This is a genomic window from Streptococcus sp. SO2, from assembly GCF_030440025.1.
This window is the reverse complement of sequence record NZ_JAQFJH010000001.1, coordinates 199,657-223,086: the sequence shown is the minus strand read 5'-3', so window position 1 is coordinate 223,086 and position 23,430 is coordinate 199,657. Positions and strand designations below refer to the sequence as shown.

At 41.6% G+C, this 23,430-nt stretch carries 22 protein-coding genes; 16 read left to right on the top strand and 6 right to left on the bottom strand.

Annotation, left to right across the window (positions count from 1 at the left end; translation table 11 throughout):
* Positions 1–4: 4 nt before the first annotated feature.
* Entirely contained in the window at positions 5–541 is a 537-nt protein-coding gene (locus PCY17_RS01070) for a biotin transporter BioY (RefSeq protein WP_049479686.1), read from the bottom strand.
* 143 nt (positions 542–684) lie between these two features.
* On the bottom strand, positions 685–2,031 hold the full coding sequence (gene gor / locus PCY17_RS01065) for a glutathione-disulfide reductase (protein WP_301391015.1): 1,347 nt from the start codon (positions 2,029–2,031) through the stop codon (positions 685–687).
* Positions 2,032–2,298: 267 nt separating this feature from the next.
* On the opposite strand from gor, the gene PCY17_RS01060 reads away from it, so the two are divergent.
* The 4 genes from PCY17_RS01060 to metG all read left to right on the top strand — a co-directional run bounded on the left by PCY17_RS01060 (position 2,299) and on the right by metG (position 7,563).
* On the top strand, positions 2,299–3,483 hold the full coding sequence (locus tag PCY17_RS01060; RefSeq protein WP_301391014.1) for an efflux RND transporter periplasmic adaptor subunit: 1,185 nt from the start codon (positions 2,299–2,301) through the stop codon (positions 3,481–3,483).
* Entirely contained in the window at positions 3,467–4,168 is a 702-nt protein-coding gene (locus PCY17_RS01055) for an ABC transporter ATP-binding protein (RefSeq protein ID WP_000733797.1), read from the top strand. Before PCY17_RS01060 ends, PCY17_RS01055 begins: the two co-directional genes overlap by 17 nt.
* A gap of 1 nt (position 4,169) precedes the next feature.
* Complete coding sequence (locus PCY17_RS01050; RefSeq protein ID WP_301391013.1) at positions 4,170–5,429, top strand: ABC transporter permease; 1,260 nt, start codon at positions 4,170–4,172, stop codon at positions 5,427–5,429.
* 136 nt (positions 5,430–5,565) lie between these two features.
* Positions 5,566–7,563 (top strand): methionine--tRNA ligase, encoded by a 1,998-nt coding sequence (gene metG / locus PCY17_RS01045; protein ID WP_215804751.1) that lies wholly within the window; start codon positions 5,566–5,568, stop codon positions 7,561–7,563.
* A gap of 16 nt (positions 7,564–7,579) precedes the next feature.
* On the opposite strand, the gene PCY17_RS01040 is transcribed toward metG, so the two are convergent.
* The 3 genes from PCY17_RS01040 to coaA all read right to left on the bottom strand — a co-directional run bounded on the left by PCY17_RS01040 (position 7,580) and on the right by coaA (position 9,390).
* A complete protein-coding gene (locus tag PCY17_RS01040; RefSeq protein WP_125328397.1) occupies positions 7,580–8,113 on the bottom strand; it encodes a DNA topology modulation protein in 534 nt (177 codons plus the stop codon).
* A gap of 52 nt (positions 8,114–8,165) precedes the next feature.
* On the bottom strand, positions 8,166–8,402 hold the full coding sequence (gene rpsT / locus PCY17_RS01035; RefSeq protein WP_001274000.1) for a 30S ribosomal protein S20: 237 nt from the start codon (positions 8,400–8,402) through the stop codon (positions 8,166–8,168).
* A 67-nt stretch (positions 8,403–8,469) separates the two neighbouring features.
* A complete protein-coding gene (gene coaA, locus PCY17_RS01030; RefSeq protein ID WP_301390740.1) occupies positions 8,470–9,390 on the bottom strand; it encodes a type I pantothenate kinase in 921 nt (306 codons plus the stop codon).
* 201 nt (positions 9,391–9,591) lie between these two features.
* Between coaA and PCY17_RS01025 the strand changes: the two genes are divergently transcribed.
* From PCY17_RS01025 to PCY17_RS00985, 9 genes are all read left to right on the top strand, one after another.
* The gene (locus PCY17_RS01025; RefSeq protein ID WP_268721799.1) at positions 9,592–9,996 is read left to right on the top strand and encodes a hypothetical protein; all 405 of its coding nucleotides are present in this window, start codon (positions 9,592–9,594) and stop codon (positions 9,994–9,996) included.
* A gap of 201 nt (positions 9,997–10,197) precedes the next feature.
* Positions 10,198–10,788, top strand: coding sequence for a class I SAM-dependent methyltransferase (locus PCY17_RS01020; RefSeq protein ID WP_301390739.1), 591 nt, complete (start codon positions 10,198–10,200; stop codon positions 10,786–10,788).
* Complete coding sequence (locus PCY17_RS01015; RefSeq protein WP_301390738.1) at positions 10,785–12,062, top strand: pyrimidine-nucleoside phosphorylase; 1,278 nt, start codon at positions 10,785–10,787, stop codon at positions 12,060–12,062. The genes PCY17_RS01020 and PCY17_RS01015 overlap by 4 nt, the downstream gene beginning before the upstream one ends.
* A gap of 19 nt (positions 12,063–12,081) precedes the next feature.
* The gene (gene deoC, locus PCY17_RS01010; RefSeq protein ID WP_049479694.1) at positions 12,082–12,744 is read left to right on the top strand and encodes a deoxyribose-phosphate aldolase; all 663 of its coding nucleotides are present in this window, start codon (positions 12,082–12,084) and stop codon (positions 12,742–12,744) included.
* Positions 12,731–13,120: a cytidine deaminase gene (locus PCY17_RS01005; protein ID WP_049477646.1), complete on the top strand. Its 390-nt coding sequence runs from the start codon at positions 12,731–12,733 to the stop codon at positions 13,118–13,120. Before deoC ends, PCY17_RS01005 begins: the two co-directional genes overlap by 14 nt.
* Before the next feature lie 89 nt (positions 13,121–13,209).
* A complete protein-coding gene (locus tag PCY17_RS01000) occupies positions 13,210–14,265 on the top strand; it encodes a BMP family protein (protein ID WP_049477645.1) in 1,056 nt (351 codons plus the stop codon).
* Positions 14,266–14,401: 136 nt separating this feature from the next.
* Positions 14,402–15,937, top strand: a complete 1,536-nt coding sequence (locus PCY17_RS00995; RefSeq protein WP_049477644.1) for an ABC transporter ATP-binding protein — start codon at positions 14,402–14,404, stop codon at positions 15,935–15,937.
* Complete coding sequence (locus tag PCY17_RS00990) at positions 15,930–16,988, top strand: ABC transporter permease (RefSeq protein ID WP_000038681.1); 1,059 nt, start codon at positions 15,930–15,932, stop codon at positions 16,986–16,988. Before PCY17_RS00995 ends, PCY17_RS00990 begins: the two co-directional genes overlap by 8 nt.
* Before the next feature lie 2 nt (positions 16,989–16,990).
* Positions 16,991–17,947, top strand: coding sequence for an ABC transporter permease (locus PCY17_RS00985; protein ID WP_049519642.1), 957 nt, complete (start codon positions 16,991–16,993; stop codon positions 17,945–17,947).
* Between the two features lie 34 nt (positions 17,948–17,981).
* On the opposite strand, the gene plsY is transcribed toward PCY17_RS00985, so the two are convergent.
* A complete protein-coding gene (gene plsY, locus PCY17_RS00980) occupies positions 17,982–18,623 on the bottom strand; it encodes a glycerol-3-phosphate 1-O-acyltransferase PlsY (protein ID WP_049519644.1) in 642 nt (213 codons plus the stop codon).
* 135 nt (positions 18,624–18,758) lie between these two features.
* Here plsY and parE point away from each other — a divergent pair, with 135 nt between their 5' ends.
* From parE to PCY17_RS00960, 3 genes are all read left to right on the top strand, one after another.
* Entirely contained in the window at positions 18,759–20,702 is a 1,944-nt protein-coding gene (gene parE, locus PCY17_RS00975; RefSeq protein ID WP_070697295.1) for a DNA topoisomerase IV subunit B, read from the top strand.
* 507 nt (positions 20,703–21,209) lie between these two features.
* A complete protein-coding gene (locus tag PCY17_RS00970; protein WP_239822768.1) occupies positions 21,210–21,752 on the top strand; it encodes a hypothetical protein in 543 nt (180 codons plus the stop codon).
* A gap of 779 nt (positions 21,753–22,531) precedes the next feature.
* Positions 22,532–23,386 carry an aminoglycoside 6-adenylyltransferase gene (locus tag PCY17_RS00960; protein ID WP_070697291.1) on the top strand — a complete coding sequence of 285 codons (855 nt, stop codon included), beginning with the start codon at positions 22,532–22,534 and terminating at the stop codon, positions 23,384–23,386.
* Positions 23,387–23,430 lie beyond the last annotated feature (44 nt).

Here is a 23,430-nt window from a genome sequence, read left to right as displayed (position 1 = left end):
TCTTTTATCTTGAAAAATATGGAAGGCTTTTTAATCGTTCAAGTAGGGGACGACTAATGAAACTAATGGCAATAATCTTACCAAGATCAGGGAGGATAAAGGGAAGGACACCGACAGCTAGTGCCTTATCAAATGGCATCCCGGCAAGGAAGTGGAGGCTGAGAATACCTCCGACAAAGACGAGGGAGTCACCCAAGAGGTTGGCTAGGAAAATGCGAATGTAGCCACTATTTTGATGGATGAGATAAGATGTAAGTCCAGCATAGACAAGGTCGAACCAAAGATAGCCTGAACTTGGACCGACTAAAACGTGAAATCCAGCACCACCCCCTGCAAAAACAGGTAAACCAATGGCACCCAGCAAGAGATAGAGAGCTACAGATAGAACAGCTTCTCTGGGTCTAAAAACAGTAGCAATCAGACCGATCGCAAAGTTTTGCAGAGTGAAGGGGACAGGACCGATAGGGAGACTGATTTGTGCTAATACAGCGATGAGAGCAGCACCGATAGCAGGGATAGCATAGATATGAGCTTTTTTCAAAACTGTTAACCTCTTTTCAAAATTATAGTAACTATTATACTGATTCAGAAACAAAAGTCAACCTATTTTTTATAACGGGGTAACAATTTTGTAACAGCCGATTTTACATGTAAAAAGAGACCTCTTCAGGTCTCTTGCGATAATTAGCGCATGGTCACAAATTCTTCAGAAGCAGTTGGGTGGATAGCTACTGTAGCGTCAAAGTCTGCCTTGGTCGCTCCCATCTTGATAGCGACTGCAAATCCTTGAATCATCTCATCCACTCCGTAACCAAGTCCGTGAAGTCCAACAACTTTTTCGTCATCACCGGCGGTGATGAGTTTGAAGCGAGATTCTTGACGATGGTTTGTAACGGCTGAGTACATAGATGCAAAGCTTGACTTGTAGACTTTGATGTTATCTTGGCCGTATTCTTTGATAGCTTGATCCTCAGTTAAACCAACGGTTCCGATTGCTGGGTGGGAGAAGACAACTGTAGGGATAGTCGTGTAGTCCATCTTGGCATTTGTTTTCCCGTTGAAGAGGCGTTCAGATAGGGTGCGTCCTGCCTTGATGGCTACTGGGGTCAATTCCTTCTCACCAGTGACGTCTCCAAGGGCGTAGATGCCATCTACAACTGTATTTTGATATTCATCCACTTGGATAAACCCACGTTCGTTGAGTGTAACTCCAGCCTTTTCTAACTCCAGTCCGTCTACATTTGGACGGCGGCCGGTAGCCCAGATAACTTGGCTTGCAGTGTGATTAGAACCATCTTCAAAATGAATCGTAATGCCTTGCTCCGTTTCTTCGAGCTTAACGGGTACCTTATGTGTGTGCAAAGGTAGACCTGTTTTTTCCATTTCATTGACAAGTCCCTCAACGATATAGCTGTCAAAACCACGCAAGGGACGATCACGACGGACAAACAAATCCGTTTTTACTCCTAGTGCATGGAGAACGCCTGCTAATTCAACGGCGATATAACCAGCTCCAAGAATCGCAACGGATTCAGGAAGTTGCTCCCAAGCAAAGACATCGTCTGAGCTACCACCGAGTTCAGCTCCAGGAATAGTTGGAATGCTTGGTCGAGCACCAGTCGCAATCACGATATGCTTTGCACGAATCAATTCACCATTAACGCTGACTGTATGAGCATCAACGAAATGAGCACGACCTTCAATCAAATCAACACCGTTGCGCTTGAAACTTCCATCATAAGACGAGCGGGCACGATCGATGTAGGCTTCACGATTTTGACGAAGTTTAGCAAAATCAAATTGAACATCTGAACTTGTAAAACCGTAGTCAGGGCCGTAGTGGTGGAGGCTTTCAGCGATTTGCGCTCCATACCACATGATTTTCTTAGGAACACAGCCGACATTGACGCAGGTTCCACCTAATTTTTTCTCCTCGATAACAGCTGCTTTAGCCCCGTGTTCACCAGCTCGGTTCATAGTGGCGATACCGCCACTTCCTCCACCGATGGCGATGATATCATATTCTCTCATAGAAAACTCCTTATAGCTTTGATAGTCATATTCTATCGTTTTTATTTTTTGAATGCAAAAATCTGCTACGTTAAAAAAAATTAGAAAAACACTTGCCATTTTTTCAAAGATAGTGTACTATATATCTAGTACAATAATCCAAATACAAATACCGAACGAAATATTTCTCCTGAACTGTCATTGTTTCTCTCTGAACGATCATTGTTTTGGTCTGGTATTTCTGATATAATGGTTTTTGTAAGCTTAAAGTGAAAAAGGAGATTAACTATGAAAAGAACCAAAAAAGTAAAAAAATGGCAATTATTCACCGCTATTGGTGTTGCAAGTGCTATTGTTATTAGTGCTGCGGCGATTATGATTTTTAGACAACCATCCCAGTCGGCTGTCCAGGATGAGACTTCTCATATCGTTGTTGCCAAGGAAGGTTCCGTCGCCTCATCAGTTCTCTTGTCAGGTACCGTCACAGCAAAAAATGAACAATACGTTTATTTTGATGCTAGTAAGGGAGATTTAGATGAAATTCTCGTTTCGGTTGGGGACAAGGTCGAAGAAGGGCAAGCTTTGGTCAAATACAGCAGTGCAGATGCTCAAGCTGCCTACGATGCAGCTGATCGTGCAGTTGCAAAAGCAGACCGTCATATCGAGGAGTTAAACAAAGCTCGTGAAAATGCAGCAGCTGCGCCGGCTTCCCCACAAGTTCCAACAGAAGCTGGACTTCCAGAACAAGCGCAAGCAGCGACTTCTTCAGTATCCTCTATCGACTCTCAAATCAGTGATGCCAAGGATAACCGTGCAGATGCTGTAGCTCAGCTCAACAAGGCTCAAGCTCAGCTAGATGCTGCAACTGTCCTCAGTACATTAGAAGGGACTGTAGTTGAAGTTAATCGTAATGTTTCCAAATCGCCAACAGGTAATAGCCAAGTGGTGGTTCATGTCGTAAGTAATGAAAACTTGCAGGTCAAAGGGGAGTTGTCTGAATACAACCTTGCTAACCTCTCTGTAGGGCAAGAAGTTACCTTTACTTCGAAGGTTTACCAAGATAAGAGCTGGACAGGAAAAATCAGCTATATTTCTGATTATCCTAAAAACAATGGAGAAGCAGCAAATGCAGCCCTTGGAGGAAATACTGGATCTAAGTACCCTTATACTGTTGATGTGACTAGCGATATCGGTGAGTTGAAACAAGGCTTCTCTGTCAGTGTGGAAGTCAAAAATAAGAGTAAGGCCATCCTTGTTCCTTTGACAAGTGTTGTTACCGAAAATGACAAAAACTATGTCTGGCTCGTTGACGACCAGAAAAAAGCCAAGAAAGTGGAAGTTACTTTGGGGAATGCGGATGCAGACAACCAAGAAATTACTTCAGGTTTGACAGACGGTGCCAAGGTCATCAGTAATCCAACATCTTCCTTGGAAGAAGGAAAAGAGGTGAAGGCTGATGAAGAAACTAATTAGTCTCAAAAATATCTGTAGGAGTTATCGAAATGGTGACCAAGAACTGCAGGTCCTAAAAAATATTAACTTAGAAGTTCAAGAAGGTGAGTTTGTCGCCATTATGGGACCGTCTGGTTCTGGTAAGTCTACCTTGATGAATACCATCGGAATGTTGGATACACCAACCAGTGGAGAGTACTACCTTGAAGGGCAAGAAGTTGCAGGTCTTGGAGAGAAACAGCTTGCCAAGGTCCGCAACCAGCAAATCGGCTTTGTCTTTCAGCAGTTCTTTCTCTTGTCCAAACTCAATGCACTTCAAAACGTCGAGTTGCCCTTGATTTACGCTGGTGTTTCGGCTTCCAAACGTCGGAAATTGGCGGAGGAATTTTTGGAAAAAGTTGAGCTGACGGAGCGCAGTCATCATTTACCTTCTGAGTTATCAGGTGGTCAAAAGCAACGTGTAGCGATTGCACGTGCCTTGGTAAATAATCCCTCTATCATCCTAGCGGACGAACCTACAGGAGCCTTAGATACCAAGACAGGAAATCAAATCATGCAGCTGTTGGTGGAGCTAAACAAGGAAGGGAAAACCATTATCATGGTCACGCATGAACCTGAGATTGCTGCCTATGCCAAACGCCAAATTGTCATTCGTGATGGGGTCATCTCGTCTGACAGTGCTCAGGTAGAAAAGGAGGAAAACTAAGATGCAGAATCTGAAATTTGCCTTTTCATCCATCATGGCCCACAAGATGCGTTCCTTCCTGACTATGATTGGGATTATCATCGGAGTTTCGTCTGTCGTTGTCATCATGGCTCTGGGAGACTCCATGTCTCGTCAGGTCAATAAAAATATGACCAAATCACAGAAGGATATCCATGTCTTTTTCTCTCCTATTAAAAGCAAGGACGGTTCCTTCACGCAGAAACAATCCGCTTTGACAGTCAGCGGGAAAGAAGAGGATGTTCATGTTGAACCACCAAAACCACTAGAATCCTGGGTCAAGGAAGCTGCTAAACTTAAAGGAGTAGACAGTTACTATGTCACCAACTCGACCAACGTCACCCTATCTTATAAGGATAAGAAGGTTGAACGCGCGACTCTGACAGGCGGAAATAGTACCTACATGAACGCAGTTGAAAATGAAATCGTTGCGGGTAGAAGTCTAAGACCGCAAGACTACAAGGAATTTGCCAGTGTGATTTTGTTGGATGAAGAATTAGCCAAGAGTTTGTTTGATAGTCCAGAAGCTGCGGTTAATCAAGTCATCTCTGTCAATGAATTTAGTTACCGTGTGATTGGCGTTTATACTAGCAATGAAGCTAAAACTGCTAAAGCCTTTGGGATTGGTGGTCTTCCAATTACGACCAATATCTCTCTCGCAGCCAATTTTAATACTGATGAAATCTCGAATATCGTCTTTCGTGTCAATGATACTAGTCTAACGCAGACCTTGGGACCAGAGTTGGCTCGAAAACTGACCGAGATTCCAGGTCTTCAACAAGGGGAGTACCAAGTTGCGGATGCAACTGCCGCCTTCCAAGAGGTACAACAACTATTTGGTTTTATGACCACCATTATCAGTGCCATTGCAGGAATCTCTCTCTTTGTCGGGGGAACTGGTGTTATGAATATCATGCTAGTTTCGGTTACAGAACGCACGCGTGAGATTGGTCTACGTAAGGCGCTTGGAGCTACACGGGCTAATATCTTGGTACAGTTTTTGATTGAGTCTATGATCTTGACCTTGCTAGGTGGTGTCATCGGTCTTGGGATTGCTGCTGGAATGACCATGTTAGCTGGAGTACTGCTTCAAAACATGATTGCAGGTATTGAAGTTGGGGTTTCCCTCCCAATCGCTCTCTTTAGCTTGGCTGTGTCAGCCAGTGTTGGGATGGTTTTCGGAGTCTTGCCAGCCAATAAAGCGTCTAAGCTTGATCCGATTGAAGCCCTTCGTTATGAATAAGATATAGAACAGAAAAAAACAAGATGGACATTTGTCTGTCTTGTTTTTGTATGGATTTTCCTATCGAAAATCACTAAAAATATGATATAATGAAGTGTTAGAAAAACAGGTTTCATTTGCCTGGAAAGGAAAAATTATGTCTGAAAAGAATTTTTATATTACAACACCGATTTACTATCCATCTGGTAAACTTCATATCGGTTCTGCCTACACAACCATCGCTTGTGATGTCCTAGCTCGCTACAAACGCCTCATGGGCTACGATGTCTTTTATCTGACAGGTCTTGATGAGCATGGTCAAAAGATCCAACAAAAAGCGGAAGAAGCTGGCATCACACCACAAGCCTATGTTGATGGCATGGCAGTTGGCGTCAAAGAACTCTGGAAATTACTCGATATCTCATATGATAAATTTATCCGTACAACTGATGATTACCATGAAAAAGTGGTAGCACAGGTCTTTGAGCGCTTGCTTGCTCAAGATGATATCTACTTGGGTGAATACTCTGGTTGGTATTCAGTTTCAGATGAGGAATTCTTTACAGAAAGTCAGCTTGCGGAAGTTTTCCGTGATGAAGCTGGAAATGTGACAGGCGGTATTGCTCCATCAGGTCACGAGGTTGAATGGGTTTCAGAAGAGTCTTATTTCCTTCGCCTCAGCAAATACCAAGACCGTTTGGTTGAATTTTTCAAATCACATCCTGACTTCATTACTCCAGATGGTCGTCTTAATGAAATGTTGCGTAACTTCATCGAGCCAGGTTTAGAAGATTTGGCAGTTTCTCGTACAACCTTTACCTGGGGTGTGCCAGTCCCTTCCAATCCAAAACACGTTGTCTATGTTTGGATCGATGCCCTTCTTAACTATGCGACTGCTCTTGGTTACGGTCAAGACGATCATGCTAACTATGATAAATTCTGGAATGGAACGGTCTTCCACATGGTCGGAAAAGACATTCTTCGTTTCCACTCCATCTACTGGCCAATCCTTCTCATGATGTTGGATATGAAATTGCCTGCCCGCTTGATTGCCCATGGTTGGTTCGTCATGAAAGACGGCAAGATGTCTAAGTCTAAAGGGAATGTCGTTTATCCTGAAATGTTAGTAGAGCGTTATGGACTGGATCCACTTCGTTACTACCTCATGCGTAGCCTTCCTGTTGGTTCAGATGGAACCTTCACTCCTGAGGACTACATTGGCCGTATCAACTATGAATTGGCCAATGACCTTGGAAACCTCCTTAACCGTACGGTTTCTATGATTAACAAGTATTTTGATGGGCAAATCCCTGCCTATGTAGAGGGTGTGACTGAATTTGATAATGCTCTTGCTGAGGTTGCAGAGCAATCTATCTCTGACTACCATACACACATGGAAGCAGTTGACTATCCACGTGCTTTAGAAGCAGTATGGACTCTTATATCACGTACCAACAAATACATAGATGAGACAGCCCCATGGGTCTTGGCTAAGGATGAAGAGCACCGTGACCAATTGGCAAGTGTCATGAGCCACTTGGCAGCCAGCCTTCGTGTCGTAGCTCACATGATTGAGCCCTTTATGATGGGAACTAGTCGCGCTGTATTGGCACAACTTGGTCTAGCAGAAGTTTCTAGCCTAGAAAACTTGAGCTTGGCAGATTTCCCTGCAGGTGTGACTGTTGTTGCCAAAGGAACACCAATCTTCCCGCGTCTCGACATGGAAGAAGAGATTGCCTATATCAAGGAACAAATGGAAGGCAACAAACCAGCCGTCGAAAAAGAATGGAATCCAGATGAAGTTGAACTCAAACTCAACAAGGAAGAAATCAAGTTTGAAGACTTTGATAAGGTCGAAATCCGTGTTGCAGAGGTCAAAGAAGTGTCTAAAGTAGAAGGTTCTGACAAGTTGCTCCAATTCCGCCTCGATGCAGGTGATGGCGAAGACCGTCAAATCCTCTCAGGAATTGCCAAATACTATCCAAACGAACAAGAATTGGTCGGCAAGAAGGTCCAAATCGTTGCCAACCTCAAACCACGCAAGATGATGAAAAAATATGTCAGTCAAGGAATGATCCTCTCAGCTGAACATGAAGGCAAATTAACCCTTCTCACAGTTGATCCAGCTGTACCAAACGGAAGTGTGATTGGCTAATAGCAAAAAACCAACGTTATACACGTTGGTTTTTCTTGTTATGCGCGAGATTTTCTAAGAAGTAATCCATCTCCTTTTGCGACCGGAGGACAATTACTTTCTCAGGGTAGGTTTCTTGAACCCGTTGATAGCGTTCTTTAGCATGTTTTGTCCGCCCATCCCAGAGAATCCATCGGATAAAATCCCAGTCAAAGCGTTCAGGACAGCCTGCTGCCATACTTTCTCTGACTTTACCTCGGTATGTGAGATACCGTTTAAAGGCTCGAAAGAGACAAGTCCATGGGGAAAAGTTGAGAAAGATGATTTGGTCAGCTTCCAGCATTCTTTCTTCATAGCAACACCAAGAGTAGTTGCCGTCGATGACCCAAGCTTCGTGCTTTGTGAGAAAGTTTTTCATCTCGGTCAACATCCATTCGCGGTCACTGTCTTGCCAACCAGGTTGAAATTGAAGTGTATCCATATGCAGTTTGGGGATGGAGTAGTAGTTTGACAACTTTTCAGCTAGAGTTGACTTGCCAGCTCCAGAATATCCTATGATTGCGATTTTCATTTTCTACCTTTTCTGATTAGAGGACAAAAAAACAGCCTCTATGGACTGTTTCTTATTTAGCAAGTTTAGCTGAAAGACGAGCTTTATCGCGGCTTGCTTTGTTTTTATGAATCAAACCTTTAGTTTCTGCTTTGTCGATAGCTGAGCTAGCAGCACGGAAAAGTTCTTCAGAAGGGTTTGCTTCAAAAGCTTTGATAGCAGTACGCATAGCTGATTTTTGAGCTGAGTTTTTTTCGTTTTGTTTAACGTTCAATTCAGCGCGTTTGATAGCTGATTTAATGTTTGCCAATGTTCTTACCTCCATATTTACTAACTATACCATTATATATGAAAACTTAGGTTTTGACAAGGGGAAATTATTTTTTTAGGTAAATTTCATCGATTTCATGGTTTTTAGTCTTGTGGAGAATGACCTCGGCGCGATTCCTTGTTGGTTCGATATAGTTTTGTAGATTTGTGAGATTAATACTGGTCCAAACCTGGTGTGCAAAGGATTCAACTTCTCCAATTGGCATTTGCGTAAAGCGGTGGTAGTAGCTGTTGGGATCATTTTGGGCAAAGCTGAGCAGTTTCAAGAAACGATCCAGATACCAGCTTTCAATATCCTCGACAGCAGCATCCACATAGATGGAGAAATCAAAGAAATCAGTGATGTAAAGACGCTCATTTTGAGGATTTTGAAAGACATTAATCCCCTCTACAATGACAAAGTCAGCAGCTTTGACACATTGTTTCTCCCCAAGAACGATGTCATACACTTCATGAGAATAGACAGGAATATCGACATCTTGGCCATTTTTTAGGCGGTCAAGAAAATTCAGCAAGGTTTCCATATCATAACTTTCAGGAAAACCTTTGCGATTTAAGATATCTTGGTCAATCAAGGTTTGATTGGGATAGAGAAAACCGTCAGTTGTCACCAATTCTACAGTAGCATCCGGGAGAGTACGTGATAAAAGAATCTGAAGTAAGCGACTAGTAGTTGATTTTCCCACAGCAACACTACCAGAAACCCCAATGATAAAAGGCTGAGATTTACTTTCGCGTTGGAGAAAAATTCCTTTTGAAAAGGCCAAATCATCCTTGGTGCGCTTGTAAATATGGATAAGATGAACTAGGGGAAGATAGACATCTGTTACGTCCTGTAGACTAATCTGGTCATTGAAACTCTTGATGGATTCTAGTTCCTCTTCTGTCAAAGGAGGTGTTGTCTTTCGATGTAAAGATTGCCAAGTCTGGCGACTGATTTTTTCAAAATGTAAAAATTCGTTGGTCATTTGTTTTCCCCTAGATATTTTGTTTATCATACCATAAAAAGCTAAAAAAATAAAGCGGTTTCTTGATGGTAGTAAGTCAATATCGTATAATAGAGGTAGATGGAGGTTGAATAATTTAATGATGAGATAGGGAATTGTTTCTGAAGAGTTATCAGTTATTAAAAGTGGGTTTTTTAGTTCGCAACTTATAGGAGGTATACAATGAAAATCTTGAGATGTTACATATTGGAACTCTGTTTTATTTTAAGTTTTGCACTACCTTTTATAAGGGGAGCGAATACGGATAATGGGAGACGCTTTGTGGAAATCTATTACGGTTTTACTTTTTTGATGGAACATGCCATTGTAACAGTTGTCTTTATCTGTTCGCTCTTGATTGCTTTCATACTAAAAAAACGGTGGACGAAATGGCTTGCTGCGGGTAGTTATTTCTTTTTAGTCCTATGGATTGCTACAGAGGGTTATTTATTCCGTATGTCACTAGAAGATTTGATACGACTTTGGACAAGTTTGGAAATCTTGACACAAACTTATCAGTTGGGTTTTTATCTAAACATCATATTGGGAATCCTGTTGATAATAAAGTATTTTAAGGTTAAGCAATAGTGATAAAAATGCGCTTGATTACAGGCGACCTGTTTTTCCTGACTATGATAATTTGTAGTTCCTGATAGATTGTAATGTATTTCTGATAATTGAAAGAGATTGAAGAAAAGGTTTTTTGACTAGGATTCTTCAGTCTTTTTCATTTGATCATCACTTTGTAAACGATTTACAATTCAAGCCAAATTATGGTAAAATAGTTTTATGAGTAAAATGTATTATGCAGAAAATCCTGATGCTGCTCACGACATTCATGAGTTGAGAGTGGAGTTGTTGGGAGAAAACATGACCTTTTTGACGGATGCGGGTGTTTTTAGCAAGAAAATGGTTGACTTTGGGAGTCAGCTCTTGCTCAAGTGTCTAGAGGTAAATGAAGGAGAGACGGTCCTTGATGTGGGGTGTGGTTATGGGCCATTGGGCTTGTCATTGGCCAAGGCTTATGGAGTTCAGACGACCATGGTCGATATCAATAATCGTGCCTTGGACCTAGCGCGACAAAATGCTGAACGTAATAAAGTAGAAGCAACGATTTTCCAATCCAATATCTATGAACAAGTTGAAGGGAAATTTGACCATGTTATTTCTAATCCGCCGATTCGAGCGGGTAAACAAGTTGTTCATGAGATTATCGAAAAGAGCAGAGATTTCTTGAAAGACAGAGGAGATTTAACCATCGTCATTCAGAAAAAACAAGGAGCTCCAAGTGCTAAAAGTAAGATGGAAGACGTTTTTGGAAATTGTGAAATCGTAAAGAAAGATAAGGGATACTATATCCTTAGAAGTGTGAAAGAATGAGAGCAGTTGATTTAATTCAAAAGAAACGAGATGGTCAAGAACTGACTGCAGCTGAAATCAAATGGTTGGTAGAAGGCTATGTGGCTGGAACTGTTCCAGACTATCAGATGTCTGCTTTTGCTATGGCTGTTTATTTTAAAGGAATGACCACACGTGAGATTTCTGATCTAACGATGAATATGGTCAAGACAGGTCAGGAGTTTGACTTGTCAGCTATTGATGGGGTTAAAGTTGATAAGCATTCGACTGGTGGTGTAGGTGATAAGGTGACCTTAATCTTGGCTCCCCTTGTTGCGAGTTTCGGTGTTCCCGTAGCTAAAATGAGTGGTCGTGGTCTCGGCCATACTGGTGGAACAATTGATAAATTGGAGTCCATTAAGGGCTATCAAGTTGAGCGAAGTCAAGAAGATTTCATTCGTCAGGTACAGGACATTGGTGTATCTGTCATTGGGCAGTCCGATCAGCTGGTTAAAGCAGACAAACTTCTCTATGCCCTCCGTGATGTGACAGCAACTGTCGACACGATTCCTTTGATTGCTAGTTCTGTTATGAGCAAGAAAATTGCTGCAGGAGCGGATGCCATTTTGCTAGACGTAACGGTCGGTGAGGGTGCCTTCATGAAGACGGTTGATGAGGCGCGCGAATTAGCTCAAACCATGGTGGATCTTGGTAAGGCTGTTGGTCGAAAAACAGTAGCAGTCATTACCGATATGAGTCAGCCCTTGGGAAGAGCAATTGGCAATCGTCTCGAAATCCTTGAGGCAATCGAGATTCTTCAAGGAAAAGGTCGAGAAGATATTAGTCACTTTATCTGCGAGTTAGCTCAGATTATGCTTGGATTGGCTGATGTTGAGAAAACGATCGAGGAAATCCGTCAACACCTGGAAAATGGCCAAGCACTGGCTAAGTTTGAAGAAATGGTAACAGCACAAGGCGGTGATTTAGAAGATCTTTATCGCCCCGTCAAAGTTGCCCATGTGGTGGAAATTCCAGCTCAAGATACGGGTGTTATTTCAGCTCTTCCTGCAATGGAATTTGGCCTCTATGCCATGAGACTAGGAGCTGGTCGTGCAATCAAGTCTGATGACTTGGACTATGAAACAGGGATTGTTTTTGAGAAGAAGGTTGGAGACTCCGTTCAAAAAGGGGAAATTGTTGCAAAAGTTTATACAAATGGAAAAATTTCTTCTGAACTAGTTACAGAATTTCAAAAATATGTTAAAATAAATGATGGAGTGCAAAGTTTACGAGAAATTATAGAAATTATCTCATAAAACCAGGGAGAATCCGAATATGAAGTTAAATAAATATATTGATCATACGCTTTTAAAGCAAGATGCAAGCCAAGAACAAATTGATTGTTTGCTATCTGAAGCGCGTGAGTATGACTTTGCCAGTGTTTGTGTCAATCCCACATGGGTTAAACATGCGAAAACAGGGCTTGAAGGCTCAGATGTAAAGGTTTGTACAGTAGTAGGTTTTCCTTTGGGAGCAACAACTTCAGCTGTGAAAGCTTTTGAAACAAAAGAAGCTGTTCAAAACGGTGCGGATGAGATTGATATGGTTATCAATGTTGGTGCCCTCAAATCAGGCAATCTGGATTTGGTTGAATCGGACATCCGTGCTGTCGTAGAAGCAAGTGGTGACAAGTTGGTTAAGGTCATTATTGAAGCTTGCTTGTTGACAGACGATGAAAAGGTTGTGGCTTGCCAATTATCCCAGAAAGCAGGCGCTGACTTTGTCAAAACATCAACTGGATTTTCAACTGGTGGTGCCACTATTGAGGATGTTCAGTTGATGCGTGAAACAGTCGGGCCAGATATGGGTGTTAAGGCAGCTGGTGGAGCGCGTTCATATGCAGATGCTGTCGCTTTTGTGGAAGCAGGCGCTACCCGTATCGGAACATCTGCTGGCGTTGCGATTTTAAAAGGAGAATTGGCAGATGGCAACTACTGAGTTGATTGAACTAGCAATTGAAACTAGCAAGAAAGCTTATGTGCCTTATTCTCACTTTCCTATCGGAGCTGTTTTAGTTGCCAAGGATGGTAGCATTTATACGGGTGTCAATATCGAGAATGCTAGTTATCCCTTGACTAATTGTGGAGAACGTACTGCTATTTTTAAAGCAGTTTCGGAGGGGCAACGGGAGTTTTCAGAGTTGATTGTCTACGGACAAACTGAAAAACCCATCTCGCCATGTGGTGCTTGTCGCCAGGTCATGATTGAATTTTTTGAACAAGATCTAAAAGTGACCTTAGTCGCTAAAGATAAATCGACGGTCGAGATGACGGTCGGGGAGTTACTTCCATACTCATTTACAGACTTAAACTAGTCTGAGTCACTCTCTGAGTGACGCGGTCCTTGTGGCCAACCAATCCATACTTGCAACATCGTTGCACATCTTATTTAGGAGGTTCAGTAATGAACAAGAAACAATGGCTAGGCCTTGGTCTAGTTGCAGTAGCAGCAGTTGGACTTGCTGCATGTGGTAACCGCTCTTCTCGTAATGCAGCTTCATCTTCATCAGAAATGAAGACCAAAGCAGCAATCGTAACAGATACTGGTGGTGTTGATGATAAATCATTTAACCAATCAGCTTGGGAAGGTTTGCAAGACTGGGGTAAAGAACACAATCTTTCTAAAGATAAAGGTTACACTTACTTCCAATCAACAAGCGAAGCAGACTATGCTAACAACTTGCAACAAGCGGCTGGAAGTTACAACCTGATCTTCGGTGTTGGTTTTGCACTTCACAATGCAGTTGAGGAAGCAGCAAAAGACCACTCTGACCTAAACTATGTCTTGATTGATGATGTGATTGAAGGTCAAAAGAATGTTGCGAGCGTAAGATTTGCGGATAATGAAGCAGCTTACCTTGCTGGTGTTGCAGCAGCGAAAACTACGAAAACAAAACAAGTTGGTTTTGTAGGTGGTATCGAATCTGAAGTTATTTCACGTTTTGCAGCTGGATTCAAAGCTGGTGTTGAGTCAGTAGACCCATCTATCAAAGTCCAAGTTGACTACGCTGGTTCATTTGGTGATGCTGCCAAAGGTAAAACAATTGCAGCAGCTCAATATGCTGCCGGTGCAGACGTTGTCTACCAAGCAGCTGGTGGTACAGGTGCTGGTGTCTTTGCTGAAGCAAAATCATTGAACGAAAACAAAAATGAAGACGAAAAAGTTTGGGTTATCGGTGTAGACCGTGACCAAGCAGCAGAAGGTAAATACACTTCTAAAGATGGTAAAGAATCTAACTTTGTTCTTGTATCTACATTGAAACAAGTTGGTACAACTGTAAAAGATATTGCTAACAAAACAGAAAAAGGTGAATTCCCTGGTGGACAAGTGATTGTTTACTCATTGAAAGATAAAGGGGTTGAGCTAGCAGTAACAAACCTTTCAGAAGAAGGTAAAAAAGCTGTTGAAGATGCAAAAGCTAAGATCCTTGACGGAAGCGTAAAAGTTCCTGAAAAATAATGGATAAAAGTCATTTCTTAGGAAGCGGCCATCGGTCGCTTCTTTAAGAATTGAGGCAATTTTTGTCTCAATAGAGCTTGTTAATGTGATTAGCAGGTTTTATTGAAATAAAATAAACCTCTGAAAGGAAGAGCATATGGCACACGAAAATGTCATTGAGATGCGGGATATTACCAAGGTGTTTGGTGAATTTGTAGCAAACGACAAAATCAACTTGCAACTGCGAAAAGGTGAAATTCATGCACTTTTAGGAGAAAATGGAGCGGGTAAATCCACTCTGATGAATATGCTAGCAGGACTTCTTGAACCAACGAGTGGTGAAATTGTGGTGAATGGTCAGGTTGTAAAACTAGACTCACCATCTAAAGCCGCTGGTCTTGGAATTGGGATGGTTCACCAACATTTCATGTTAGTTGAGGCTTTTACAGTAGCTGAGAATATCATTTTAGGGAGTGAAATCACTAAAAATGGTGTTCTAGATATAGCTGGTGCTACTAAAGAAATCAAGGCTCTTTCTGAACGTTATGGTTTGGCAGTAGATCCAGCTGCTAAGGTGGCGGATATTTCCGTTGGTGCCCAACAACGTGTAGAGATCTTGAAAACACTCTATCGTGGTGCTGATATCCTTATCTTTGACGAACCTACAGCCGTATTGACTCCTTCAGAGATTGATGAGTTGATGGCAATCATGAAAAACCTTGTCAAAGAAGGGAAGTCTATCATTTTGATTACCCATAAACTGGATGAGATTCGTGCGGTATCGAATCGAGTCACGGTTATCCGTCGTGGGAAATCAATCCAGACGGTTGAAATCGCAGGAGCAACAAATGCGGACTTGGCAGAAATGATGGTTGGACGCTCAGTCTCCTTTAAAACGGAAAAACGAGCACCGCAACCAAAAGAAGTGGTCTTGTCTATCAAAGACTTGGTTGTCAATGAGAACCGAGGTGTACCAGCTGTGAAGAATCTTTCTTTGGATGTTCGTGCTGGTGAAATTGTCGGTATTGCAGGTATTGATGGCAATGGTCAATCTGAACTCATTCAAGCCATTACTGGTCTTCGTAAGGTTGAGTCAGGTAGCGTTGAATTAAAAGGCAAATCAATCGTGGGGATGCATCCTCGACAAATTACAGAACTAAGCGTGGGGCACGTTCCTGAGGATCGTCACCGTGATGGCTTGATTTTGGAGATGATGATTTCAGAAAATATCGCTCTTCAAACCTACTACAAAGAACCACTCAGCAAAAATGGCATCTTGAACTATGCCAATATCACTTCAAATGCCAAGAAATTGATGGAAGAATTTGACGTCCGTGCGGCAAGCGAATTTGTTCCAGCGGCAGCTCTTTCAGGAGGAAATCAACAAAAAGCGATTATCGCTCGTGAGATTGATCGTGATCCTGATCTCCTTATCGTCAGCCAGCCAACTCGTGGTTTGGATGTCGGTGCCATTGAATATATCCACAAACGTTTGATTGAAGAGCGTGATAACGGTAAGGCTGTCCTTGTTGTCAGCTTTGAATTGGATGAGATTTTAAATGTCTCAGACCGAATTGCTGTTATTCACGATGGTAAGATTCAAGGTATTGTATCGCCAGAAACAACTAACAAACAAGAACTTGGTGTCTTGATGGCAGGTGGAAACTTGGGAAAGGAGAAGAGTGATGTCTAAAAAATTACAACAAATTTCGGTTCCCTTGATTTCCGTATTCTTAGGAATCTTGCTCGGAGCCATTGTCATGTGGATCTTCGGATATGATGCTATCTGGGGCTATGAGGAGTTGTTCTATACAGCTTTTGGTAGCCTCCGTGGAATTGGAGAAATTTTCCGTGCCATGGGTCCTCTTGTCTTGATAGGTCTTGGTTTCGCAGTTGCCAGTCGAGCAGGTTTCTTTAACGTTGGACTTCCTGGTCAGGCTCTTGCGGGTTGGATCCTCAGTGGTTGGTTTGCCTTGTCAAATCCAGATATGCCTCGTCTCGTTTTGATTCCATTAACAGTGATCATTGCTTTGATTGCAGGTGGAATTGTTGGTGCGATTCCAGGTATCCTCAGAGCTTATCTCGGTACGTCAGAGGTTATCGTGACCATCATGATGAACTACATTGTATTGTATGTGGGAAATGCCTTTATTCATGCCTTTCCTAAAGATATTATGCAAAGTACAGACTCAACGATTCGTGTTAGTGCCAATGCTACTTACCAGACACCATGGTTATCAGAGTTGACTGGAAATTCCCGTATGAATATCGGAATCTTCTTTGCAATCATTGCTGTAGCTGTGATTTGGTTCTTGCTCAAGAAAACGACTCTCGGTTTTGAAATTCGTGCAGTTGGTCTTAATCCCCATGCTTCAGAGTACGCTGGTATTTCAGCAAAACGTACAATCATTCTATCAATGATTATCTCTGGTGCCTTGGCTGGTCTTGGTGGAGCTGTCGAAGGTCTTGGAACCTTCCAAAACGTTTACGTTCAGGGATCATCATTGGCTATCGGATTTAACGGGATGGCAGTTAGTTTGCTTGCTGGAAATTCCCCAATTGGAATTCTCTTTGCAGCCTTCTTATTTGGAGTTTTGCAAGTAGGAGCACCGGGTATGAATGCAGCACAAGTTCCGTCTGAGCTTGTCAGCATTGTAACAGCGTCTATTATCTTCTTTGTCAGCGTTCACTACATTATCGAACGCTTTGTCAAACCTAAAAAACAAGTTAAAGGAGGTAAGTAAGGATGTCTATTACAACATTACTCACCCTCTTGGTCTCTTCTATGCTGATTTATTCAGCACCACTTATTTTTACGAGTATCGGGGGAGTTTTCTCTGAACGTGGTGGTGTCGTTAACGTTGGTCTTGAAGGAATTATGGTTATGGGAGCCTTTTCTGGGGTTGTCTTTAACCTTGAATTTGCAGAACAACTTGGAGCGGCGACCCCTTGGATTTCCTTGTTAGTTGCTGGTATCGTGGGAGCTATTTTCTCCCTCATCCATGCAGTCGCTACAGTTCATTTCCGTGCGGACCATGTTGTCAGTGGTACAGTATTGAACTTGATGGCTCCTGCCCTAGCAGTTTTCTTGGTTAAAGTTCTTTATAACAAAGGACAAACGGATAACTTAAGCCAGACTTTTGGACGTTTTGATTTCCCAGTTTTGGCTGATATCCCTGTGATTGGAGATATCTTCTTCAAGTCAACCAGTCTACTAGGTTATATCGCGATTGCCTTCTCATTCTTTGCATGGTTTATTCTCTTTAAGACACGTTTTGGTCTTCGCCTTCGCTCTGTTGGTGAACACCCTCAAGCAGCGGATACCTTGGGGATCAATGTCTACAAAATGAGATATCTTGGGGTTGTTATTTCAGGTTTACTTGGTGGAATTGGGGGAGCGATTTATGCTCAATCAATCTCAGTTAACTTCTCAGTGACAACTATTGTCGGTCCTGGATTTATCGCCCTTGCTGCGATGATCTTTGGTAAATGGAACCCAATTGGTGCAATGCTTTCTAGTCTTTTCTTTGGACTTTCACAAAGTTTGGCAGTTATCGGTTCTCAATTACCTTTCCTGCAAGGAGTGCCAGCGGTTTACCTTCAAATCGCGCCTTATGTCTTGACCATTCTTGTCTTGGCAGCCTTCTTTGGAAAAGCAGTTGCACCTAAGGCAGACGGTATCAACTACATCAAGTCAAAATAAGCATACAAAAAAACGTCAGTTTCAAACTGGCGTTTTATTTTTTAGGATTTTGATGTGTCAAGTTTAGTCCCCAAGGAACGAGATTTTCAGTTTTATTTTTGATACGTGTGATATTATCCTTGTGACGAATGATAATCAAGCTAGCAAGTGCTAGGATAATCAAAATGAAGAGAGGGTCATAGCTGTTTAGGATAAAACCAAATAGTGGAAATAGGAGAACTCCGATAACGGCTGCGATAGAAGCGGTAACGCTAGACAGTGAAATCATACTACCTAGATAGAGGCTTCCAAAGAATACGATTGCTAGATAGAGACAGAAAACAGGCGCAAATCCGAAAATCACTCCAGCACTGGTTGCGACAGCTTTGCCCCCTTTAAATCCTGCAAAGATAGGGAAAGTATGTCCAATGACAGCCAAAAGACCAAATACAAGAGGTGATACACCTTGAAGGTGGAAAAGGATTGGAAGGAGAGTGGCCAAGGTTCCTTTAAAGAAGTCAATCACAAAGGTTGCCATACCCGCTTTCTTACCTAAAATTCGGAAAGTATTGGTTGTTCCGGTGTTTCCAGAACCATGTTCACGCAGATTTGTTTGAAAGAAGATTTGTCCAATCCAAAGACCAGACGGAATCGAACCTAGCAGATAAGCTAAAATTAATAATACAAATGTCATCATAGTACTATTATACCATGAAATGATATAGAAAGTCAGAGAATATCCTGTGAAATTGTGACAGCTGAAAGGGAAAAGCTTTGCAAAATCGCTAGAAAACCTGTAAAATAGAAAAGATGAACAAATAGGAGGTTCCTTGTGTCAAAAAAGGAAATCAATATTAATAACTACAATGATGACGCCATTCAGGTGCTAGAAGGGTTGGATGCGGTCCGTAAACGTCCAGGGATGTATATTGGATCGACTGACGGTGCTGGTCTCCATCACCTAGTCTGGGAAATTGTGGACAATGCAGTCGATGAGGCTTTGTCTGGATTTGGTGACCGCATTGATGTGACCATCAATAAGGACGGCAGTCTAACTGTTCAAGACCATGGTCGTGGGATGCCAACCGGGATGCACGCCATGGGAATTCCAACTGTTGAAGTTATCTTTACCATTCTCCACGCTGGAGGAAAATTCGGTCAAGGTGGTTATAAGACATCAGGTGGTCTCCACGGAGTGGGATCTTCAGTCGTTAATGCCCTTTCTAGTTGGCTAGAAGTTGAAATTACTCGTGACGGTACAGTCTACAAGCAACGTTTTGAAAATGGTGGAAAACCTGTTACAACCTTGAAAAAAATTGGTACAGCACCCAAGTCTAAGACAGGTACCAAAGTCACTTTCATGCCTGACGCGACGATTTTTTCTACGACTGACTTCAAGTACAATACCATTTCAGAACGACTCAATGAGTCAGCCTTTCTTTTAAAAAATGTTACCTTGTCTTTGACAGATAAGCGAACAGATGAAGCAATCGAATTCCATTATGAGAACGGGGTACAGGACTTTGTTTCTTACCTCAATGAAGACAAGGAAATCTTGACGCCAGTCCTATACTTTGAAGGCGAAGACAATGGTTTCCAAGTGGAAGTTGCCCTCCAGTACAATGATGGATTCTCAGATAACATTCTATCCTTTGTCAATAACGTTCGTACTAAAGATGGTGGAACGCACGAGACAGGACTCAAGTCAGCCATTACCAAGGTTATGAATGACTACGCGCGTAAGACTGGGCTCCTCAAGGAAAAAGATAAAAACCTAGAAGGTTCAGATTATCGTGAGGGACTAGCTGCCGTTCTTTCTATTCTGGTTCCTGAAGAGCACCTTCAGTTTGAAGGACAGACCAAGGACAAACTTGGAAGTCCACTAGCTCGTCCAGTTGTAGACGGGATTGTGGCTGATAAGTTAACCTTCTTCCTCATGGAAAATGGAGAACTTGCTTCCAATCTTATTCGCAAGGCTATCAAGGCTCGTGACGCTCGTGAAGCAGCACGAAAGGCTCGTGATGAGAGCCGAAATGGCAAGAAAAACAAGAAAGACAAGGGCTTACTTTCTGGGAAATTAACCCCAGCCCAGTCTAAAAATCCTGCTAAGAATGAACTCTATCTGGTCGAGGGAGACTCTGCCGGTGGTTCTGCCAAACAAGGCCGTGACCGTAAGTTCCAGGCTATCCTACCTCTTCGTGGTAAGGTCATCAATACAGCCAAGGCCAAGATGGCGGATATCCTCAAAAATGAAGAAATCAATACCATGATTTATACCATTGGTGCGGGTGTGGGAGCAGACTTCTCCCTTGAAGATGCCAACTATGACAAGATCATTATCATGACCGATGCGGATACTGACGGTGCTCATATCCAAACCTTGCTCTTAACCTTTTTCTACCGCTACATGCGTCCGCTAGTCGAGGCAGGACATGTCTATATCGCCCTTCCGCCTCTTTACAAGATGTCCAAAGGAAAAGGCAAGAAGGAAGAAGTGGCCTATGCTTGGACGGACGGAGAGCTAGAAGAACTCCGCAAGCAATTCGGCAAAGGAGCTACCCTTCAACGCTACAAGGGACTTGGTGAAATGAATGCGGACCAACTCTGGGAAACAACCATGAATCCAGAAACTCGAACTCTCATTCGTGTCACAATCGAAGATTTAGCACGCGCCGAACGTCGCGTCAATGTCCTCATGGGAGATAAGGTCGAACCACGCCGTAAGTGGATTGAGGATAATGTTAAGTTTACGCTGGAGGAAGCGACAGTGTTTTAAGGGGCATGAATAATGGTTGATTCAGGATATTCGATTTTTGGTAGTTACTTGGGTTTGGTTTTCTTAGTTTCTTTACCCTCGGCTATTCTTGCATTCTACATTAACAGTCGAAAAAAAAGTTTCCAAGGTTTATATGCACCGATTGTATTTACCTTGTTTATGATCTTGATGCTTTTATTCAATATGGATTCGTCAGAATCCGGTTCTTTAGTGGCATCCTTTGTCATGATTTTATTTGGTTTTCCTTTGATAGCAGGAGCCTTAATCTACACACTTATTCGATTGTGTTATGTCTATCCGGAGAAACGGTGGAAGGCTTTTTTGATTTTCCTATCCTATATTTTAGGTCCCCTATCTGTAGGTATTCTGGGATGGTATGTGGTAAATTTAGTTCAGATCCATCTGTTGACATTCTTGGTAATGATTTTGATGATTCTAGTTTCCTATCTTCCTCCTCTCTATCTCCATTACACCAAACGAAATCAGTAAGCAAAGGGGGAGTGAATAGTGAACAGTTCTTTAATAATGATATTTTTCTTTCTCGAAATCATTGCTATTGCTGGAATAATTCTTGATGCAATCTCCAATAAAGAGAAAATAGAATATTCAAGCTCCTTAAGTTCCCTAGTATTTATGGCTTGTAATATAGGAATGTTTGTAGTGTTCAACCCGTCTTTAGACGAACCCTACTTAGGAGTATTTGTACGGGTATTTTCTTTATATACTCATGCGCCTCTGTGCATAACATATGCGATTACTAGTCTTTATAAGAGTATCAAGCACGTCAAGTATTTTCCTAGTAAGTTTGCCCGAATCTTATTATCTAACGTTACACTTATATTTCTACTCTCAATTGTAAATGTTTTTGTATTATTTAGAGAGATTAAAGAAATCTATATACTTATTTTCTTGCAAGGCCTTTTTTCAGGAATTCAATTCCTACTTTGGATGCTTGAAAGAAAAAGAGTTCGAAAACTACAACAACAAAAGAAAGAAGATGCTCCTTTTACTAACCATGTTTCAGATGAGGGTGACATAGATGAGAACTGACCAGGAAATGCTTGAACTGATTTTAGGAACAGTTAAAATTTTAAAAGTTGACACTGGTAAGAACTCAAGTATCTCCTCTTGAATAATCTAACGGAAAATATCATTCAGGTATGTTTCTTTAGAGGGCGCTTTATACTATTTGAAGGATATTATTTTTACCATACAGGAAAGTCGCATCTTTCAAGTAAAAATGACTATCATATTTGTTATGTAAATAATATATAGAACTAAAGGGGGGTCAGTAATGTTTAGGGAATTTACGTTATCTACTTTAATTAGGGAATTTATGTATTTTATTCCCGTTATAACCATAGTAATTTTTGCAATTATAAGTGATTTAATATCTAACTTGGGGAAAAAAGAAAACGCTCGTGCAGTGTCCCTATTTATGTTGAACATCTTCACTATTGGCTTTTGCCTATTAGATAAAGGTTACCCATACTTTGGACAAAGGTTTATCTTTTATTATGTAGGTTGCTTCACACCTTTAATGATCGCATATTCATTATATACCCTCTATAGGAGTATAAAACATTATATGCATTTTAGGAGAACATTTGCTATAATACTTCTTATCAATGCCATCTTTATTTTTTCCCTTTCATTGGTAAATATGTTTGTTGTCTGGGAAATCATAAAAAATTACCAAAAAAGTGACATAATATCTACTTATTATATTTTAATTGTTTTAGGGATTTGCTCAACTATCCAATTAATCGTAGGGGAACTTGAGAAGAAAAGAATACGAGTCCTTCAGAAACAAGAGGAACTAGATAGTTATGAAAAATAACTTAATTAAAGGTAGATGCAGAAAATATAGAAGTCAAGAGCAAATGCTGAGGTTGATTTCACAGACTGCTAAATCTATACAAGTTGAGGCTGTCGCCATGTCTGGTTCACGGACAAATCCAAAAGCACCAAAAGATGAGTTTCAGGATTACGACGTGGTCTATGTCGTGGACGACTTAGATAATTTGACGAGTGACCTTTCTTGGTTAGACCAGTTTGGCACTCGTATCATTGAGCAGCATAATGTCCTAGGCAACCGTCGACTTTATCTAATGCTATTTGAAGATGGAAATCGGATTGATTTGACCCTCTGTCCTACGGAGTATATTCAAGAGTGGGTGGATAGTGAAGCTGATTATACAGTTTTGAAAGATGAGAAAGGCTTGTTTGTGCCCTATTCTCCAAATCCTCAACGTTACTGGACAAGCCCAGCTAGTGCGATTGATTTTGAAAAAGCCTGCAATGAATTTTGGTGGGTGTCAGCCTACGTGGTTAAAGGGATTTGTCGCAAGCAAGCCATCTATGCCACGGATCATCTCTACGGAATTTGTCAACAAGAGTTGTTAAAAGTCTTTGCTTGGCAGGTCGCAAGTGATAGGGGAGAGGTCGATATCGGCAAGAACTACAAGTATCTTTTCCAGTATTTACCTGCAGAGAAGGAGAAGGAATTCTCAGCTCTACTTGATTTTTCAAGTGTAGAGAAACTTACTCAGTCATTGTTTGCTACGATGCAACTTTTCCACAGAGAAGCTCAAATCCTTGCCCAAAAGATGGGATTTGACTACGATAAAGAAGTAGCTGAGAAGATGATTCAGTATGCTGAGGAGAGACTTTCAAATCACTAACTAAATAAAGTATATAATTTAAAAGATTAAACTACAGAAAAGAT

Coding starts and splice junctions, on each gene's coding strand:
- gor (WP_301391015.1), bottom strand. CDS start 2,031: ATGAGAGAATATGATATCATCGCCATCGGTGGAGGAAGTGGCGGTATC.
- PCY17_RS01060 (WP_301391014.1), top strand. CDS start 2,299: ATGAAAAGAACCAAAAAAGTAAAAAAATGGCAATTATTCACCGCTATT.
- PCY17_RS01055 (WP_000733797.1), top strand. CDS start 3,467: ATGAAGAAACTAATTAGTCTCAAAAATATCTGTAGGAGTTATCGAAAT.
- PCY17_RS01050 (WP_301391013.1), top strand. CDS start 4,170: ATGCAGAATCTGAAATTTGCCTTTTCATCCATCATGGCCCACAAGATG.
- metG (WP_215804751.1), top strand. CDS start 5,566: ATGTCTGAAAAGAATTTTTATATTACAACACCGATTTACTATCCATCT.
- PCY17_RS01040 (WP_125328397.1), bottom strand. CDS start 8,113: ATGAAAATCGCAATCATAGGATATTCTGGAGCTGGCAAGTCAACTCTA.
- coaA (WP_301390740.1), bottom strand. CDS start 9,390: ATGACCAACGAATTTTTACATTTTGAAAAAATCAGTCGCCAGACTTGG.
- PCY17_RS01025 (WP_268721799.1), top strand. CDS start 9,592: ATGAAAATCTTGAGATGTTACATATTGGAACTCTGTTTTATTTTAAGT.
- PCY17_RS01020 (WP_301390739.1), top strand. CDS start 10,198: ATGAGTAAAATGTATTATGCAGAAAATCCTGATGCTGCTCACGACATT.
- PCY17_RS01015 (WP_301390738.1), top strand. CDS start 10,785: ATGAGAGCAGTTGATTTAATTCAAAAGAAACGAGATGGTCAAGAACTG.
- deoC (WP_049479694.1), top strand. CDS start 12,082: ATGAAGTTAAATAAATATATTGATCATACGCTTTTAAAGCAAGATGCA.
- PCY17_RS01005 (WP_049477646.1), top strand. CDS start 12,731: ATGGCAACTACTGAGTTGATTGAACTAGCAATTGAAACTAGCAAGAAA.
- PCY17_RS01000 (WP_049477645.1), top strand. CDS start 13,210: ATGAACAAGAAACAATGGCTAGGCCTTGGTCTAGTTGCAGTAGCAGCA.
- PCY17_RS00995 (WP_049477644.1), top strand. CDS start 14,402: ATGGCACACGAAAATGTCATTGAGATGCGGGATATTACCAAGGTGTTT.
- PCY17_RS00990 (WP_000038681.1), top strand. CDS start 15,930: ATGTCTAAAAAATTACAACAAATTTCGGTTCCCTTGATTTCCGTATTC.
- PCY17_RS00985 (WP_049519642.1), top strand. CDS start 16,991: ATGTCTATTACAACATTACTCACCCTCTTGGTCTCTTCTATGCTGATT.
- plsY (WP_049519644.1), bottom strand. CDS start 18,623: ATGATGACATTTGTATTATTAATTTTAGCTTATCTGCTAGGTTCGATT.
- PCY17_RS00960 (WP_070697291.1), top strand. CDS start 22,532: ATGAAAAATAACTTAATTAAAGGTAGATGCAGAAAATATAGAAGTCAA.